This is a genomic window from Photorhabdus caribbeanensis, from assembly GCF_018448885.1.
GTDB lineage: Bacteria > Pseudomonadota > Gammaproteobacteria > Enterobacterales > Enterobacteriaceae > Photorhabdus > Photorhabdus caribbeanensis.
Map to the genome: position 1 here is coordinate 104,789 of NZ_RCWB01000001.1, position 16,796 is coordinate 121,584.

A 16,796-nucleotide genomic window follows, 5' to 3' on the forward strand; every position below is an offset into this window, starting at 1 on the left:
GATGAGAGATTATTTATCCCTTATTACCACTCAGCACAGAACTGCAAATAAATTTGTTACTCACATTGATTTCATTACCCGGCCACTCTCTGACATTATTAATGCAGCACAGCTCCTGAATAGTCAGTTTTCAATTGATGAAGCCGTAGGAGTTCAATTAGATGCGGTTGGGGAATGGATTGGTCTTTCACGTTATGTCAAAACGCCTATCGTTGGCGTGTATTTTGCATTTGATACTGAGGGTGTGGGATTAGATGAAGGGAGCTGGAAACGGCAGTATGATTCCGACTCCGGCTTTACTGAATTAGACGATGAAACTTACCGAACAATATTACGTTCTAAAATTCGTGCAAATCACTGGGACGGTACAAATGAAATGCTTGCGGAAATTTATCAGGGTGTTATTCCAGATGAATCTGTATTAATATTCTTCGTTGATAACCAAGATATGAGCATGGATGTTTATGTCACCGGGGGAGTCGTGCCGGAAGTTGTTAAAGCGGTTATTCAGCAAGGATATTTAAATATTAAACCCGGAGCAGTCAGAGTTAATAATTATACCAACTCGGAAAATCGGGGGGTTATTTTTGGTTTCGATTCAGACAGTAAATATATCGCCGGATTCGATGTAGGCGGTTGGCCCATTCTATTAAATTAAGAGTAAAATAATGGCGAAGAATGAATTTCTAACCTTCGGTATAGCAGAGGGTGCTAACGTATTATCAAACGAAGAGTACGCAGCATTAGCTGCAAGAGTTAACGGATTTAGCGCCGGTGTTGCAAAGTCACGTGAATTAAATAAAGCGTGGCGTCAGTCATCTATTATTACACATATTTTGGCGGATTTTATCGCAAAAGAATCGGGTAAAGATGTTCTGGATAATGGAGATATTAACGCGCTGAAAAGTAATCTGGCATTAGCAATTAAAAATGCTTTGCCGGAAGTGCGAGATGCCACGCTCTCAGAAAAAGGCATTATTCAACTCACAGACAAAACAGGTAACAGTAATACCCTTGCAGCAACACAGAAGTTAGTTACTGATGTAAACAACAACGCCAACACTAAGCTGGCAAAAAATCAAAACGGCGCAGACATCCCCGACAAAAACGCGTTTGTGAAAAACCTCGGTTTGGTGGAGACGGTGAATTTGGCAAAAAGTGCTGTGCCAAATAGTCGGAAAATTAATGGCAAGGCGTTGACTGGGGATGTCAGTCTGAGTGCCGGGGATGTGGGGGCGATAAGTACTTATGAGCTGGGATGGGTGGGCGATGGCGGAAAATTTCAGAATTTCTTAGCAACGGGCTTTTATCGAGTTACTGTGTCAAATTTGTCAACTGTTTCAGATTTTCCTCTGAATTTGTACACATATGGATTTCTTGAAGTGCGGAATTCGTTCTCAGCTATTTCACAGCAATACACATCCCATCATGGCGAAGTCGCAATCCGCCAATCGTGGGATTCGGGTAAAACGTGGCTCGGTTGGGACATTGTCTATTCAAGTACAACATTACCGGAACAGCATCCAGTTGGTGCTCCAATTCCATGGCCGTTACCGAATGTGCCTGCTGGTTATCTCGCATGCAACGGTCAATCATTTAATAAATCGCTATATCCGAAGCTAGCAGAAGCTTATCCCAACGGCAGATTGCCCGATCTAAGGGGAGAGTTTATCCGGGGATGGGATGATAGTCGGGGCGTGGACCCGGGCCGAGTGTGCGGCTCGTGGCAGGGAGACGCAATACAAAATATAACGGGCAGCATTATTGGCGGGAGTTTGGAGCCGTCTGGGGCGTTTTATAAAGCTTCAACAGTAAAATCTTACGTTAATTACGCATCAAATTATATAGATTTAAGCTGGATTTATTTTGACGCATCACGTGTCGCAAGAACAGCAAACGAAACCCGCCCCCGCAATATCGCATTTAACTACATAGTGAGAGCAGCATAATGACAGAACAGAAATACTCTTTAGAACATGAAAAAGCCGTATTAGGTAAAGATGGTTTGGCTATTCAAGCAGGCTGGATAAAGGTTTATCACTCGAATCAAATCACGCGAGAATTCATAGCATCGGATATTGAGTACGTCATGCTCGGTGTCAGTTTGTCAGCTGGAGCCTATCCCGACGCGCCGGAACTTCCGAAGTCTCCTGACGAAGCCGTTTGTCGTAGTGTAGACGGCAAGTGTTGGGAAATCCTCCCGGACTACCGGGGAAAGACAGCTTACGACACGTTAACGCGAGAACCGACTGAAGTTACTGAAATCGGTGAGCTGCCTGACACGCTGACATTCAAGAAACCGCCCACCGACTTTGACAAATGGGATGGCAAAGAGTGGGTAGTCGATAAAGACTTACTCAAGTCACATCAAATCAATGAGGCAAAGCAGCAACAAGCAGCACTGTTACAGCAAGCAAATGAAACAATCGCATTGCTGCAAGACTCTGTTGATTTAGAAGTCGCTACAGACTCAGAGAAAGCTGCTCTGTTGGAATGGAAAAAATACAGAGTACTGCTCACACGTGTAGATGTGAACCAAGCGCCTGATGTGAAGTGGCCGGAAGTGCCGAAGTAAACATTGACTTATTGTTTCAAATATGTTTAGCATTAGCTTACTACTGTACAAGTAGCTTAGAAATATATCTTTTTAAGTGAAACTGCCGCACAGGCAGGACGAAGCCGGTTAGTCCGGCTTCACAATCGCCCTCTCACTCTATCGTAAACACCACACTTCATATTGAGCGCCCTTTCTGTTTGTACATTTTTATGTACATGCTTTATTTTTATGTGACTTATATTTTATTAATTTATTGTTTTTTATGTATTTTTTTAAATAAATATTATTTAGGTAAAAAATGGGCTTGGTTGGGGACGCTGTTTGCGGTATTTGGCAGTATTGCTTGTTTCGGTATCGGTAATACCGTACAGGCGAATTCTGTTGCTGATGTACTGCAAAGTAACTTCGGCGTTTCGACCACGGTAACGGCCGTAGTATTGGCGATTCTGGTTGGTGCAGTGCTTATCGGGGGTATTAAACGTATTGCTGATGTCGCCGGCAAATTAGTGCCATTCATGACGGTTGCCTATCTTGCCGCCGGGATTATTGTTCTGGGGGTGAATTTTAGTGAGATTCCTGCTGCATTTGTTTTGATTGTTAAATCTGCATTTACACCTGTTGCAGCGCAAGGTGGCTTTGCGGGTGCAGCAGTATGGGCGGCAATTCGTTTTGGTGTAGCTCGCGGCATTTTCTCTAATGAAGCAGGATTGGGAAGTGCGCCGATTGCTCATGCAACAGCCAAAACCCAAAACCCGATTCGCCAGGGATTGATCGCTATGCTAGGTACTTTCATCGATACCATTATTGTTTGTTCTATCACTGGCTTAACTATCGTCATTACCGGCGGTTGGTTGAATGGTCAAACTGGTGCGACGCTGACAGCGACTTCTTTCGCTATGGCGATTCCCGGCGGCAACTATATTGTCGCGGGTGCGCTGGTAATATTTGCCTTTACCACAATTCTTGGCTGGAGTTTTTACGGTGAAAAATGTACCCAGTATCTATTTGGGCAAAAAGCTATCACGCCTTTTCGTGTGGTATGGATTATTGCTTTAATGGTAGGTGCTACTCAGTCATTGGATTTTGTCTGGTTATTGGCAGATACATTGAATGCGATGATGGCAATACCGAACCTGATTGCATTAGCATTGTTGAGTCCAGTTGTTTATCGGCTGACAAAAGAACATATTAAAGATGTAAATGCGGATAGTGTTGATATTAAAGCAAACATTTGAATAAAAGCCTTCCGTTTGGAAGGCTTTTCACATTACTGATTGAGATTATTCTTCACCGGTTTTGATATAGATGTTTTTGACCTGGGTGTAAGCATCCAACATCATTTTGTGTGTTTCTCTGCCAATGCCTGATTTTTTGTAACCACCGAATGGGGCGTGAGCTGGCAGTTCATGGTAAGTATTAATCCACATACGGCCGGTTCTGACAGCTTTAGCGACGCGTAGCGCACGGTCGATATCCTGTGTCCAGACAGCACCAGCCAGGCCATAATCAGAATCATTTGCCATTCCAATGACTTCTTCTTCTTCGCTAAATGGTATGACGGCTAATACAGGACCAAAAATCTCTTCGCGCGCGACTCGCATATCATTAGTGACGTTAGTAATAATGGTTGGTTGGATAAAGAAACCATCATCATGACCTTCTCCGGTCATGCGTTTACCGCCAGTTAGAATGGTTGCACCCTCTTGCTTCGCAATATCGACATATCCAAGAATTTTTTCCATTTGTTCCTGGCTGACTTGGCTTCCCATCTGAGTTTCTTTTGCTAGTGGATCGCCAACTTGGATAGATTCGAATTCTATTTTTAGGGACTTGAGGAATTCATCATGAATATCTTTATGCAGGAATAGCCGGGAACCTGATTCACACGCTTGACCCTGATTCAGCAAAATAGCTCTGGCCGCATATTTTACTGCCTTTTTCATATTGGCATCAGGGAAGATAATATTGGCTGATTTACCACCAAGTTCCAGTGTTGCAGGGATCAGCTTTTTGGCTGCGGCTTCGGCTACGGTATAACCTACTCTAGTGGAACCAGTGAATGCCACTTTTTCGACATCTTTATGATCCAAAATGGCTTGACCAACGACTGAACCACGACCTGTAACAATATTAACCACCCCGGCTGGCAGGACTTTATCCAATATTCGACCCAGTTCAAGCAGGGTGATAGGTGTCAGTGTTGCTGGATTGATAACAATGGTATTGCCTGCTGCCAGAGCAGGAGCCAGTTTCCATGCCGCCATCAGTAGTGGGAAATTCCAGGGAATTACCTGCCCGACAACACCAATGGGTTCACGGATCACCAAGCTGAGTGTATTGGTATCCAGAACTGAAGCTTCATCGGTATGGGAACGGATTACACCCGCAAAATAGCGGAACTGGTCAATGGACGCGGGTAGATCCATATACAGGGATTCATTTAATGGTTTGCCAGTATCCAGTGATTCAAGGATGGCAAAACGTTCTTGTTCTGCTTCTAGTAAGTCAGCAATTTTCAGCAAAGCTGATTGCCTTTCGATGGCGGAGGTTTGACTCCAGGCGTGGAAAGCTTTTTTTGCGGCGCTGACAGCAAGATCGACATCTTCCGCATTACCAGATGCATATTCAGCCAGTAGTTCTCCTGTCGCCGGGTTATAACTTTTGGTTGTTGCCTTGGATACACTATCTACCCATTGCCCGCCAATAAGCATTTTGTAGGATTCAACGGGCAACATCTCTTTCTCAATATCGTGTAATCGTTTCATTAATATACTCCGAGTACTTTGGTTTAAGAATAGTTACATCGAGAATCTGTCTCATTAGGTTATTTTATTTTCCATTCTTGTTGGTAAAGAGCGAATGATTCCCTACATATCATGTATATAGACTGATTTCTGTACTTTGCCTGTGCGTATGATTTATTGATAATAATAGTCCTGCATTGATTATTCCTGCTGGGATAGATGCTTCATTAGCAGGTTTTATATATACCCGTCATCTTTCAAGTTGCCTCTTTGTTGGCTGCACTCACTCACCCCGGTCACATAGTTTGCTATGCTCCCGGGGATTCGCTCCTTTGCCGTCGCGATGCATCTTGAAATCTATAAGGTATAGTTTCATTATGTGAATATATTTGTGCTTTATATTTATTACTTAACCGAATTTATTTTGTCATGTTTTATATTTCTTTAGCATCAACTATAGTAGAGCACAAAATAATAGATGTCTATTAGCGCGTTATATAAAATGTTAGGTATATTAACGAACGGAAATTATAAATAAATGGTAAAGCTAACTATCCGTTGGTCTATTCCAACGGATTGAAAAGAAATATTATTTTGCTGTAACCCAGAATATCCCGTTACCATCAAGAGCTGTAAAGGTTTTGTGCAGATATAAGCTATCAGCTTGTGGATCGATATCTTCAAATAACTTTGGATGCAGGAATTTAGCAATGATTTCAACAGCAATGATGTTAAACGGCGTATCGTAATATTGGTGGTACAGTGCTATTACTTGCTTTTCGCGGAATGCTCTTAATACGCTTAATTTGGGGCGTGTCATTAATTTTCTTAGTTGTTCCTGTGACTGCTTTAGATTGCCGGTGTAGCCTAATGGCACAGAAAAACTTCCGGGTCGGACTTTACCCCAATCTGCGGCAGTCATCAGATAAAACTCAGGATTACTGACGATTAATTGTTCTTCGTTTACCTCACCATCCGTACCTGAGAACCAGCGAGCACCGAGGTTATCACCTCCTGCGGCAGTAATAAATTCACCAAAATTGCCATTTCCGAAAGTCTTACAGCAATGTTCAGCACCTAACATACCGGCATGGCGTTCGATAAACACCGGAGGACGCTGTTCTTTACCTAGCGTACCAACACGTTGATTAATAACTTTCATTCTCTCTTGATAAAACTCAATAAATTTTTGTGCATTTTCTTCTTCACTAAATACTTTCCCAAGTAAAACCATACTTGGAATCGTATTTGTTAGCGGATATTGACGGAAATCGATAAAAATAACCGGGATGCCCGCTTTTTCCAGTAAAGTTATGGTTCCACTATTATTAAGTTTAGTTTGAAGACCAATATCAAAAATAACCAGATCGGGTTTATAAGTCAGCGCTTTTTCGACGTTAAAATCGCTTTGATGAGGATTGGGGAATACCGGAATATCCCGCAATTGCGGGAAGTCTTTTTCATAAGCAGTTGCCAAATCTGGAGATTTAATTTCCAGTGCATTATCCCAGGCAACAATACCTTTAAGCGGATTATCAGGATGAAGAATATTCAATGCAATCAATACTCGGCTGTCAGCCAGCATAACCCGATTGACCGGCGCGTTAACTTTAACCTTCCGGCCAGCAACGTCTTTGACTGTAATTTCTTTTGCTTGTGCAAAAACAGACAGTAACATCAATATGGCAGTCAGAAAATATTTTGCAGTGCAGTGGATGATTGCCATTATTTCTCCTTTGAATAAAGAACGTTCTTAGTTGAACCGCGTAATTTGACAAATTGGGTCCACATCTATTTATGCTAATCTTAAAATGATAATGATAACAATTTACATTAATCAAATGGTTTTAGTGACTTTGGTAAATAATATTTTGATTTTTTGCTATTTTTAAATAATAACAATGAGTTGAGTGGTGTTCGTGAGTTGAAAATAACTCTCATTTGGTGGAAGGTTATGGTGGTGGTTGGCAAAAACAGCAGACTAAATTTGCCAAATTTTCTGGCAGATTGTGAGGATTCCAACTACATTATTGATCTGAATATCGGCAATTACTGTGGTCGTATCTGGGCCTGTCGTGTTGTCGGTTGGTCGGGTATTTTAGTCATCTGATTAGATTTAGCAGGCAAAAAGTCGTCTTTTATGCTGTTGAAGAAATAACAAGTGATGATATTTTGGTATTGTTGTTGCCAATCACAAGGATAATCATGCTGGAATAGCATGATGAGAAATTTCATCTTATTGCTATTCTTGATCAATTTGGCTAATTATAAACGGCTTATTGTTTCTGCTTCTGTTATTATTCCCTTGTTCAATATTCTGTGGGGGATGAATATGAAAAAATTGTTAGTAATTTGTTTGTTAGGATTTGTATTCGCTGGTTGTGATAGCCAACCTAAGATTGATGCTTCTAATGAAATTTCGTTGAAAGCATCCATTGAGAAAGTAAGAGATACGCTACCTGATGATAAAAAAGCGAAGTTTGATGAATCAATTCAATCGGCTATGTTTAATAGTATCGATTTTAATGACTTGGTTAAATCAGGTGCTCATGGTGACATGAAGGAATCGAAACAAAAGTTTTATAAGTTACTGGATGGTAAAACCGCTGACCAATTGATAGCTGAAATTGAAAAAATTGAAGCTAAGAGATCAGAAAATGAATGATTCCTTCATAGGATTATCCGCATTAAACGGCAGTGAGGTGGAAATCTATGCCGTTTTTTTATGATCATCAATAACTTAAATGGAACTTAAACAAACCAATTTTCAATTTTGAATTATTACAACTATTGCTTATAATATGCGCCGCATTCTAAGTGCAGTATCTCGTTAGGCGAGGCTCCTATACAAACACAGGTTGCTGATCTCACGACGTCGAGAGACGCCCAAGATTAGGACAGGATATATCGAACCAAGGTATATCCCCATGTAACTTTCTGATAATTCAGGATACGTTGTATAGTGCTAAAACTGAGACGTAGAGATAGCTGTTGTATTCTCTCATCTGGTTTCGCCCCTATGTGAGTGCTGTTTGAAGTTCACAACAGTAATAGGGACCAACATCATGAAAACCACATCCCATGAAAAAATGGATGCATTAGCGATTGCTAGTCATTCTATTAATGAAATAAATGCTGATCAGCAGCGGAAACACCAACTGAAAAATGAAGAGATAACTGTCAGCTCGTATATGAGCCAATGTTTCATATCTGTATCTGTTGCTGATTCTGTGTTGTCGGTAAAGAGTAATTTGATTGATCAGCTTGAAGGTGAACAGATCCCAACTTATTTATATGTTATTGATGATGAAGGCTATCTTAATGGCATATTACCGGTGAAGGTATTATTAACTGTAGCCGATGATTTATTTGTGTCAGATATTATGAGGCAAAGCTATTTTTCCGTGTCACCGGAGCAGTCGCGTCATGATGTTTATAGTTTGATAAATCACAGTGGTATGGATAGTGTGCCGGTCGTTCATTTTGGAAAATTAGTTGGGGTGCTACGACCGCAAGATATTGCTGAGTTGATCGAAGATGAAAATACGTTGGATGCTCATTTGCAGGGAGCGACTTTACCTCTGGAGCAGCCTTATCTGAGTACCAGCCCAATAACATTATGGCGTAAGCGTGTCGGGTGGTTATTATTGCTATTTGTTGCAGAGGCTTATACCGGTGCTGTGCTTAAAGCATTTGAAGATCAATTGGAAGCGGTAATTTCTTTAGCGTTTTTTATCCCGTTATTAATAGGAACGGGGGGCAACAGTGGAACACAAATTACCTCAACCTTGGTCAGAGCAATGGCATTGGGGGAAGTGAGTTTGCGTAATTTAGGGGCAGTGTTACGCAAAGAGATTTCCGCTTCATTTTTAGTTGCAGTAACGATAGGTTTTGCTGCGCTGATCCGTGCCTGGATATTAGGTGTCGGTATTGAAGTGACGATTGCTGTTAGTTTAGCCATCATTGCCATCACCCTCTGGAGCGCTATTGTTTCTTCCATTATTCCGATGGTATTGAAAAGGCTTTCTATTGATCCGGCTGTTGTATCAGCGCCTTTTATTGCCACGTTTATTGATGGTACCGGCCTGATTATCTATTTCGAAATAGCGAAATTAGTGATGACAGAACTCGTTTAAAATCACCAATAAGATGCCCATATTTATTGGGTATCTTATTGATTAATAATGATTTATTATGAATTTTTATCTCTAATAGTAATTAAGGGTTTTGGGTTTGCTATTAATGGCATGGGATCAAAGAATGTTTTTTAATATCTTTTTATTAGGGGTGAAAATAGGATTTTTATTTAAGTTAACTTCATGTTTTATATATTTAATATTGGATTTTATTATCGGTAAATATGAATAAAATGAACGGATTTAATATAGTAAAAAAATATATATAATAATTAAAGAAAATAAATTATTTTCTGTTCTAATGAATTGATTTATTGCATTTGTAATTAATTGATATTATTTCGGTAGGATTTTAAGTGATTTATTTTTTAATTTAAAATTTATTTGTAGCGATAAAAGAGACGTTTTTTTGTTATATTGAATATGCCTGAGGTTTTAACAAAATAAAATTCTGCTTGTACCTCAGGCATGATCAATAACGCACGTCATAAGGTCAACTGCATCCGCAGCAGAAGCCTTTTAAGTTAATAAAAATTTCTCAGGTATATAGTGATAAAGATTATTGACTCGACAATATTCTTCTAATTGAAGAGTGGAGTTAATATTTATTTTGTGATATATCTTGTTTATATGGTTTTCAATTACACTGGAACCAAGATTCAATATTGTTTCAATCTGTTTTCTTGTGTATTTCTGTAAGAAAAGGAAAATAATATCCCATTCACGCTCAGTAAAAAGATCTGTCGGTGGTTGGAGTAAAATAGATGAAGGAAGTTTATTATGATATTGATACAGACTCGTTAATGAATAGTCTTTCGCTTTCCAACAATGATATATTATACCTATACAACTTCCATCATCATGATAAAAAGGCATCTTTTCACAAAAATAAGATGATAGAATTTGTTCTTTACCAAATACATGTGTTTCAAGTGAGCATATTCTTTTCCCTTGTTTCATTACTTTTTGATCATGATGAATATATTCCTTTGCAAATTCAGCGCCATTCCAGGGGAGTTCATGATCATAAAGCCCACTGTAATCAAATGATGGTGAGAAGTTTTTGATAGAACTTAACGCCTTATTACCATAAATAAAACATGAAGAACTATCTTTTATTCCCCAAGGTTCATTACTTATTTCCATTGTATTGATAATCTGAGGTGATATCGTACAGTTCTTCATAAAAACTCCTTGATAATTTGAAGATTAAATAAACATTCTACTATGGGATTCTCTGGTGTTTTCTGGGATATAGCAATAAAATTGACTTTTTTCATAAGAATTTTCTAGTTTTATGTATTATGGCCTACTGAAGTGTTTTTTATCATATTTAAAATAACGGGTTATATAGTAATACCTGGCAATCTGTTAGTTCAAAAGTACATTTATTGGTTAATTGATTATCTTACACGTTCAGATTCATTCCAGGGAATTTCATGATTATAAGGCTTTCTGTAATCAAATAATTTCTCAATATTATGAGTAAATTCTTTTGTTGCTGAATTACCGTAAATAAAGTATGGAGAACTACTTTTTACTCCCCACGGTTCATGATTTTTTTTCCATATGTTAATGAATTGTGGGGTGATATTTGACATAAAATGCTGAACATGACTGTAAAGATCAGTATCGGTGACAATGGCGGCGAAGTTAGTTGAGTCAGATAACGGTGAAATTTTATCACCGAAATACGTGCCTGAAACAACCGCACACACCGTTGTCGCCAAAGACACATCAAGGCCAACGGCGACTCCCATCAGAGCGACACCAATTGTTCCGGCTGACCCCCATGACGTACCGGTACAAACTGAGATAACACTCGTGATAAAGAAAGCAGCAATCAGTATCATGATTACTGGCATCGCTTTAGCTAGCTCTTTGCCACAATAGCATCGATAATGTCATTCCAGCGATAACCCTGCCAATATGCCAAGGCTGCTGTTATTCCTGCTGATATCAGCAATAGGGATTCGATGCGTAAATTCAGTTGACCATATCCAATAATTAACAGTAAGAGCATTGCTGCGATTGGCAACATAGTAAGTCCCAAATTAAGTTTTTTCTTATCATCCATATTAAAACTCCATTTTCAGGTGGTTGTTGAAACAGAATAATGAATTTATTTCGAACGAGATGTGACAGAGATTACTTATTTATGTAATTGGTTTCATGAGTTGTGAAATGTGATCTGTATATCGCTTTTACGCTTATTACTTACTCAATTAAAAAAACAGAATCTCTGATAACGAGTTCGGCTGAGAACATATTCATCTGTGGAGTTATTTCTTTTTTGGCACTGAGTTTCAATGCCAGATTAGCCGCCCGTTGAGCCATTTTTTCTATTGGGTTGTGTACAGTAGTTAAGGGGGGATAAAGATATCGGGCTGGCACAATATCATCAAACCCAACAATCGACAGTTGTTCCGGTAATTTAATTTTCCGTTGATGTAAGGAGCGCATCATACCGGCAGCCATGACATCATTAAATGTTACTGCTGCGGTAAAGCCGATACCGCTCTCTAAGAGCTTTTCTGCTGCCAATTCCCCACCTTTTTCGTTGAATGGCACGCTAATAACCCAATTGCCGGGTACTGTGATACCTACATTAGCCATTGCAGCCTGATATCCTTCTAGGCGAAGCCTTCTGTCATCGATCGGTAGATCTGTCGTCACACAAGCAATTTTTCGATGGCCGTTTTGAAGAAGATAGTTGGTAGCAGTCTGAGAAGCGCTGACATTATCTAACCAGATACACCGATTGGCGATAGCAGGAAAATACCGATTGATAATCACTAATCCTGGTGTATGAGCTGCATAACGTAATACATCTATATCACTCATTCTACTGACATGCGCTACTATTGCTTCGCATCCTTGGTTGATTAAAAAATCTAAGGAGGATTTCTCGAGTTCAGCTTGATGTCCTCCACTACAAACCATCAATTTTACTTCTTTCTTCCGGGCGATTGTTTCAACCCCGCGAGCCAAAAGCGAAAAAAAAGGATCAGCCAAATTACCGGTAAGTAAGCCCAACATATTCCCGCACCTTTTCGCTAATGCAAGCGCGGCAGAATTACGATGGTAGTTGAATTCGCGCATAGCTTTCTCTACACGCTCACGAGTGCCCGGTTCAACGTAAGCGGTATTATTAATAACACGGCTTACAGTGGCCACGGATACTCCAGCTTTATGGGCTACGTCTTTCATTGTGGCCATAATCTTTCCTTAGCAGTTATGCAAAATAAATATGAAGAATAATCATATCTCAATTTATTCAAATTATCATGAAAGGATTTGTATACCTTATTTCAAGTGAATAATGTGAGTTGGGCTTCTCTTAATAATATTGAGTGAGCGGTTTAACAATAGAATAAGAGTGGTTGGGAGTATGAACATGATAGGATTTTCAATATACCGACAAATATACCAACGATAAAATCCTTAGATCTGGCTACGAAGGTGATCCATGTCACTAATCTACTGAAAGTTATGTCTCTCTGTCACTTAAATCATCCCCCTTGATTAAGTGACAGAAAAGCTAGAATAGAAGTATCCCCTTCAATATAGCAGGAAATAGTTCATAGATTTAAGGTATTTGGGTGGAATATAAAGATCGTAATCATTTTTTTCGCAAGAAAGCTTCAATTCAATAATTTCTCCAATTGATAATTTCTCATGGATACTTTTGAAATATCTTTCGAAGGTACGACATGAAATGTTCATTTCATTAGCAATATCTTCATTGCTAATACCTTGGAAAAATAAAAAAATCACCATCCACTCTTTCTCTGTCAATATATTGTTAGGTGGTCTTAACCTAGCAGATATATACCCGTCATGCTTGCTGCCTGTGCATTAGCTATTGTACTTGGCATAGGTCTTCAAGGATTCACGCTTAAACAGGGCCTTAATGCGTTGATAGATGGTTTCAATCTCTCGATGTTCTCTGAGCAGGGACATAACATTACCGGAGTCGTTAGCGATGTTTCCCGTCTGCTCAATCGTGGTGGTATGTTCATCAATGATGAGCACTATCCTGCTTGTATTTTGTGCATTTGCGTTCGCCGGTGCTTTAGCACTCACTGGTGCTTTGACCATCATCATTAACCGGCTGCTACAAGTTGTTCACACAACCGGGCAACTTATCGTTGCAATCTTGGTGACAACTATTCTGGTAACGAGCGCAACCTGCAACGGAACGTTGGCTCTTCTCATCCCAGCGGAGCTGTTTAAAGGAGCTTATTGTCGCATGGGACTGGATAATAAAAATCTGTCACGAACAATAAGAAGATGGCTGTACTGTCATAGAACCGTTGCTCCCTTGGACTACTGCCGGTATTTACATGGCGACTACATTGGGTGTTAGTACGCTTTAGCTACCGCCCTGGGCTATCCAGTGTTATGCTGCCGTCTTCTTTGCTCTCATTTATGGCTTTACTGGTTTCGGTATCGCAAAAATCACGCCGGAAAACTCCTTAAATAAAAAGGAAATCCAAAGTGAAATTGCCTGATTTCAACCAGATAATTGATCGTTACAATACAAGCTCTGTTAAGTGGGATTTTTTAAATCGTCACTTGCACTTAAATAGGACTGACCTGCTGCCAATGTGGGTGTCTGATTTCGATTTTCAATACCCAAAAGAAGTCCTGCAATCACTACTACCAGTCAGTAATAGACTGGTTTTCAAGACGTCATAAATTGACCTTATACCGTGATTGGTTCTTAAATTGGAGTTTTTATATGGATGATAAAAAAAAGCTTAATCTGGGACTCGCTATACTGCCAATTGCAGCAATGCTCTTATTGTTAGTTATTGGATATGGTCAACTGAATTTACGCATCGAATCCCTATTACAGATATCAGCAGGAATAGCAGCTACTTTAGCGTATTGGCAAGGCTATCGCTGGAATGACATTATCGATGCTATTGTGGCAAAGCTGGCTAAAGCGATGCCGGTGATGATGATACTGATTTGCGTCGGCGGGTTAATTGGGGCCTGGATGTTCAGCGGAACTATACCTTACATGATGTACTGGGGGTTAAAACTGATTAGCCCTCAATACATACTTATTACCGCTTTCTTTATCACGAGCGTTATCTCAGTTTGCACCGGTACGTCATGGGGAGCGGCCGGAACAGCGGGGGTTGCCCTGATGGGAGTCGCCGCTGGCCTTGATGTATCTTTGGCCGCGGCAGCCGGAGCGGTTGTTTCAGGCGCGTATTTCGGCGATAAAATTTCACCGTTATCTGACTCAACTAATTTCGCCGCTATCGTTGCCGATACTGATCTTTACAGCCATGTTCAACATTTGATGTATACCACTATTCCCGGCTTTGTTTTAGCCGCTATTGTTTATTTTATTGCTGGTCATACAAGCTTAACAGGTAACGTGGCAACACCGGAAAAAGTCACAGAAATCATTCAATCTCTTGAAAGCCTGTATCACTTCAATTTATTGCTGATTTTGCCGCCAATATTGGTTTTGTGGGGAGCAATAACAAAACGTCCGGTGATACCCGTCATGCTTGCTGCCTGTGCATTAGCTATTGTACTTGGCATAGGTTTCCAAGGACTCACCCTTAAACAGGGCCTTAATGCGTTGATAGATGGTTTCAATCTCTCGATGTTCTCTGATCAGGGACACAACATCAGCGGAGTCGTTAGCGATGTCTCCCGTCTGCTCAATCGGGGGGGGATGTCATCAATGATGAAGACTATCCTGCTTGCATTTTGTGCATTCGCGTTCGCCGGTGCTTTAGCACTTACTGGTGCTTTGACTATCATTATTGACCGGCTGCTACAAGTTGTTCACACAACCGGACAACTTATTGCTGCAACCTTGGTGACAACTATTCTGGTAACGGGCGCAACCTGCAACGGAAAATTGGCTCTCCTCATCCCGGCGGAGCTGTTTAAAGGGGCTTATCGACGCATGGGACTGGATAATAAAAATCTGTCACGAACAATAGAAGATGGCTGTACTGTCATAGAACCGTTGCTCCCCTGGACTGCTGCCGGCATTTATATGGCGACTACATTGGGTGTCAGTACGCTTGAACTGCTACCTTGGGCTATCCAGTGCTATGCTGCCATTTTCTTTGCTCTCATCTATGGATTTACTGGTTTCGGTATCGCAAAAATCACGCCGGAAAACTCCCTGAATACAAAGGAAATCCAAAGTGAAATTGCCTGATTTCAACCAGATAATCGATCGTCATAATACAAGTTCTGTTAAGTGGGATTTTTTAAATCGTCACTTGCCCTTAAATAAGACTGACCTGTTGCCAATGTGGGTGTCTGATTTCGATTTTCAATGCCCGGAAGAAGTCTTGCAAACACTCTATTCAATGTTCTATCTATGACTGCGGCTACAGCAGCATATCAACATGGGGACGTATGGCTTGATGAACTACAGCATTATCTGGCAGAAAACCGTTGCTGGTTCGAGCAGGCTTTAACGTCTGCCGTTCCTTGGTGCCGAATGACCAAAGCGGAAGGGACATATCTGGCTTGGTTGGACTGCCGTGATTTAGGTCTGGATGATGACACTTTGCAACGGGCCTTATTACAAAAAGCAAAAATAGTCGTTTCAATGGGATCGAGTTTTGGTAATCATGGGAAAGGATTTATCCGAATAAACTTGGGATGTCCCCGTCAATATCTTAAAAAAGCAATCACTGGTTTAGTTCAGATAACATCATAAGCTAAAAAGGGATCTACCAACTATTAATGCAGAAAAAGAACTCACTATGGCAAATATCTTAAATTGGTCTGATTATATATCTTAACTGGAGTTTGATAACAAAGCAGGGCGTTAATAGCCCTGTTTTAATTCTATGATCATACCTGATTTTCCATGAGGAAAGTTTCAGGTAATGAGCTCTCTCTCATTGGTTTTATATGAGAAGTTCATGTTAATTTTGAAAATGACAACTCATTTAAAATATCTGCTCGGCCATATTTCGCAAGGTTCACAATTTAAAGCGGTAGCAATTATCCGTTCGCCTTTGGGCCACGGACGGTGTAGCGCATTACTTAAGGTAGATGATGCAAGCCCCGCTTCTCTTGAAATAGTAGAAAGATTTGTTCCTTGTTTTTTTAATGCTGCAATAATATCAGCCGGGTGCCAGTCGTCTTTTATAATCATTCCTTATTTTCCTCTCAATTTGGTTATTCAAGGTGCTATGTTCATGCTCTCTTTTCAATTTGATATTTTTATATTTCTACAGCTTTTTCCCTGAGTCCGCACAGGAGCGGAATGTTAAAAAATAGCTGTACTAAGATATTAAACCCCGCCAAGTACAGCCAAATATTCTCTGAATAGAAAATTGTCTAACGATAAAAAGGTCATAA

Annotated in this window: 14 protein-coding genes, 3 pseudogenes and 1 riboswitch; of the genes and pseudogenes, 10 read left to right on the forward strand and 7 right to left on the reverse strand. The window is 40.2% G+C overall.

Going from position 1 to position 16,796, the window contains the following annotated elements:
• Nucleotide 1 precedes the first annotated feature (1 nt).
• The 4 genes and pseudogenes from EAE90_RS00650 to EAE90_RS00665 form a co-directional block, all read left to right on the forward strand.
• Nucleotides 2–658, forward strand: a complete 657-nt coding sequence (locus tag EAE90_RS00650; protein ID WP_214051824.1) for a baseplate wedge 1 family protein — start codon at nucleotides 2–4, stop codon at nucleotides 656–658.
• 10 nt (nucleotides 659–668) lie between these two features.
• On the forward strand, nucleotides 669–1,949 hold the full coding sequence (locus EAE90_RS00655; protein ID WP_214051825.1) for a phage tail protein: 1,281 nt from the start codon (nucleotides 669–671) through the stop codon (nucleotides 1,947–1,949).
• Nucleotides 1,949–2,575 (forward strand): tail fiber assembly protein, encoded by a 627-nt coding sequence (locus EAE90_RS00660; protein WP_214051826.1) that lies wholly within the window; start codon nucleotides 1,949–1,951, stop codon nucleotides 2,573–2,575. Before EAE90_RS00655 ends, EAE90_RS00660 begins: the two co-directional genes overlap by 1 nt.
• A 269-nt stretch (nucleotides 2,576–2,844) precedes the next feature.
• Nucleotides 2,845–3,792 (forward strand): annotated as a pseudogene (locus EAE90_RS00665) (alanine/glycine:cation symporter family protein); the annotation flags it as partial.
• A gap of 45 nt (nucleotides 3,793–3,837) precedes the next feature.
• On the opposite strand, the gene EAE90_RS00670 reads toward EAE90_RS00665, so the two are convergent.
• Both EAE90_RS00670 and EAE90_RS00675 read right to left on the reverse strand, forming a co-directional pair.
• Nucleotides 3,838–5,322 carry an aldehyde dehydrogenase family protein gene (locus EAE90_RS00670; RefSeq protein ID WP_036775346.1) on the reverse strand — a complete coding sequence of 495 codons (1,485 nt, stop codon included), beginning with the start codon at nucleotides 5,320–5,322 and terminating at the stop codon, nucleotides 3,838–3,840.
• A gap of 568 nt (nucleotides 5,323–5,890) precedes the next feature.
• Complete coding sequence (locus tag EAE90_RS00675; protein ID WP_214051827.1) at nucleotides 5,891–7,027, reverse strand: ABC transporter substrate-binding protein; 1,137 nt, start codon at nucleotides 7,025–7,027, stop codon at nucleotides 5,891–5,893.
• 198 nt (nucleotides 7,028–7,225) lie between these two features.
• On the opposite strand from EAE90_RS00675, the gene EAE90_RS00680 reads away from it, so the two are divergent.
• The 3 genes from EAE90_RS00680 to EAE90_RS00690 all read left to right on the forward strand — a co-directional run bounded on the left by EAE90_RS00680 (nucleotide 7,226) and on the right by EAE90_RS00690 (nucleotide 9,437).
• On the forward strand, nucleotides 7,226–7,411 hold the full coding sequence (locus tag EAE90_RS00680) for a hypothetical protein (RefSeq protein ID WP_214051828.1): 186 nt from the start codon (nucleotides 7,226–7,228) through the stop codon (nucleotides 7,409–7,411).
• A 222-nt stretch (nucleotides 7,412–7,633) separates the two neighbouring features.
• Nucleotides 7,634–7,966 (forward strand): DUF6694 family lipoprotein, encoded by a 333-nt coding sequence (locus EAE90_RS00685; protein ID WP_036775377.1) that lies wholly within the window; start codon nucleotides 7,634–7,636, stop codon nucleotides 7,964–7,966.
• Between the two features lie 154 nt (nucleotides 7,967–8,120).
• Nucleotides 8,121–8,292, forward strand: a riboswitch (M-box (ykoK) riboswitch).
• Between the two features lie 74 nt (nucleotides 8,293–8,366).
• The gene (locus EAE90_RS00690; protein ID WP_214051829.1) at nucleotides 8,367–9,437 is read left to right on the forward strand and encodes a magnesium transporter; all 1,071 of its coding nucleotides are present in this window, start codon (nucleotides 8,367–8,369) and stop codon (nucleotides 9,435–9,437) included.
• 519 nt (nucleotides 9,438–9,956) lie between these two features.
• Here EAE90_RS00690 and EAE90_RS00695 read toward each other — a convergent pair.
• The 4 genes and pseudogenes from EAE90_RS00695 to EAE90_RS00710 all read right to left on the reverse strand — a co-directional run bounded on the left by EAE90_RS00695 (nucleotide 9,957) and on the right by EAE90_RS00710 (nucleotide 13,235).
• Nucleotides 9,957–10,622, reverse strand: coding sequence for a PAS domain-containing protein (locus EAE90_RS00695; RefSeq protein ID WP_214051830.1), 666 nt, complete (start codon nucleotides 10,620–10,622; stop codon nucleotides 9,957–9,959).
• A 389-nt stretch (nucleotides 10,623–11,011) separates the two neighbouring features.
• Nucleotides 11,012–11,514, reverse strand: a pseudogene (locus EAE90_RS00700) (Na+/H+ antiporter NhaC family protein); the annotation flags it as partial.
• A 140-nt stretch (nucleotides 11,515–11,654) separates the two neighbouring features.
• On the reverse strand, nucleotides 11,655–12,656 hold the full coding sequence (locus EAE90_RS00705; RefSeq protein WP_214051831.1) for a LacI family DNA-binding transcriptional regulator: 1,002 nt from the start codon (nucleotides 12,654–12,656) through the stop codon (nucleotides 11,655–11,657).
• Between the two features lie 342 nt (nucleotides 12,657–12,998).
• Nucleotides 12,999–13,235, reverse strand: coding sequence for a helix-turn-helix transcriptional regulator (locus tag EAE90_RS00710; protein WP_281422285.1), 237 nt, complete (start codon nucleotides 13,233–13,235; stop codon nucleotides 12,999–13,001).
• Nucleotides 13,236–13,268: 33 nt separating this feature from the next.
• Here EAE90_RS00710 and EAE90_RS00715 point away from each other — a divergent pair.
• The 3 genes and pseudogenes from EAE90_RS00715 to EAE90_RS00725 form a co-directional block, all read left to right on the forward strand.
• Nucleotides 13,269–13,951, forward strand: a pseudogene (locus EAE90_RS00715) (Na+/H+ antiporter NhaC family protein); the annotation flags it as partial.
• Between the two features lie 230 nt (nucleotides 13,952–14,181).
• Nucleotides 14,182–15,636: a Na+/H+ antiporter NhaC gene (gene nhaC, locus EAE90_RS00720; RefSeq protein WP_214051833.1), complete on the forward strand. Its 1,455-nt coding sequence runs from the start codon at nucleotides 14,182–14,184 to the stop codon at nucleotides 15,634–15,636.
• 165 nt (nucleotides 15,637–15,801) lie between these two features.
• Entirely contained in the window at nucleotides 15,802–16,146 is a 345-nt protein-coding gene (locus EAE90_RS00725) for an aminotransferase class I/II-fold pyridoxal phosphate-dependent enzyme (protein WP_246550175.1), read from the forward strand.
• A gap of 231 nt (nucleotides 16,147–16,377) precedes the next feature.
• Here EAE90_RS00725 and EAE90_RS00730 read toward each other — a convergent pair whose 3' ends face one another.
• Complete coding sequence (locus tag EAE90_RS00730; RefSeq protein WP_072164746.1) at nucleotides 16,378–16,590, reverse strand: helix-turn-helix domain-containing protein; 213 nt, start codon at nucleotides 16,588–16,590, stop codon at nucleotides 16,378–16,380.
• Nucleotides 16,591–16,796 lie beyond the last annotated feature (206 nt).

Bases quoted from the DNA above. Each gene is read 5' to 3' on its own strand.
- EAE90_RS00685 (WP_036775377.1), top strand. From the start codon at position 7,634: ATGAAAAAATTGTTAGTAATTTGTTTGTTAGGATTTGTATTCGCTGGT.
- EAE90_RS00675 (WP_214051827.1), bottom strand. From the start codon at position 7,027: ATGGCAATCATCCACTGCACTGCAAAATATTTTCTGACTGCCATATTG.
- EAE90_RS00670 (WP_036775346.1), bottom strand. From the start codon at position 5,322: ATGAAACGATTACACGATATTGAGAAAGAGATGTTGCCCGTTGAATCC.
- EAE90_RS00650 (WP_214051824.1), top strand. From the start codon at position 2: ATGAGAGATTATTTATCCCTTATTACCACTCAGCACAGAACTGCAAAT.
- EAE90_RS00695 (WP_214051830.1), bottom strand. From the start codon at position 10,622: ATGAAGAACTGTACGATATCACCTCAGATTATCAATACAATGGAAATA.
- EAE90_RS00725 (WP_246550175.1), top strand. From the start codon at position 15,802: ATGACTGCGGCTACAGCAGCATATCAACATGGGGACGTATGGCTTGAT.
- EAE90_RS00660 (WP_214051826.1), top strand. From the start codon at position 1,949: ATGACAGAACAGAAATACTCTTTAGAACATGAAAAAGCCGTATTAGGT.
- EAE90_RS00690 (WP_214051829.1), top strand. From the start codon at position 8,367: ATGAAAACCACATCCCATGAAAAAATGGATGCATTAGCGATTGCTAGT.
- EAE90_RS00730 (WP_072164746.1), bottom strand. From the start codon at position 16,590: ATGATTATAAAAGACGACTGGCACCCGGCTGATATTATTGCAGCATTA.
- nhaC (WP_214051833.1), top strand. From the start codon at position 14,182: ATGGATGATAAAAAAAAGCTTAATCTGGGACTCGCTATACTGCCAATT.
- EAE90_RS00705 (WP_214051831.1), bottom strand. From the start codon at position 12,656: ATGGCCACAATGAAAGACGTAGCCCATAAAGCTGGAGTATCCGTGGCC.
- EAE90_RS00655 (WP_214051825.1), top strand. From the start codon at position 669: ATGGCGAAGAATGAATTTCTAACCTTCGGTATAGCAGAGGGTGCTAAC.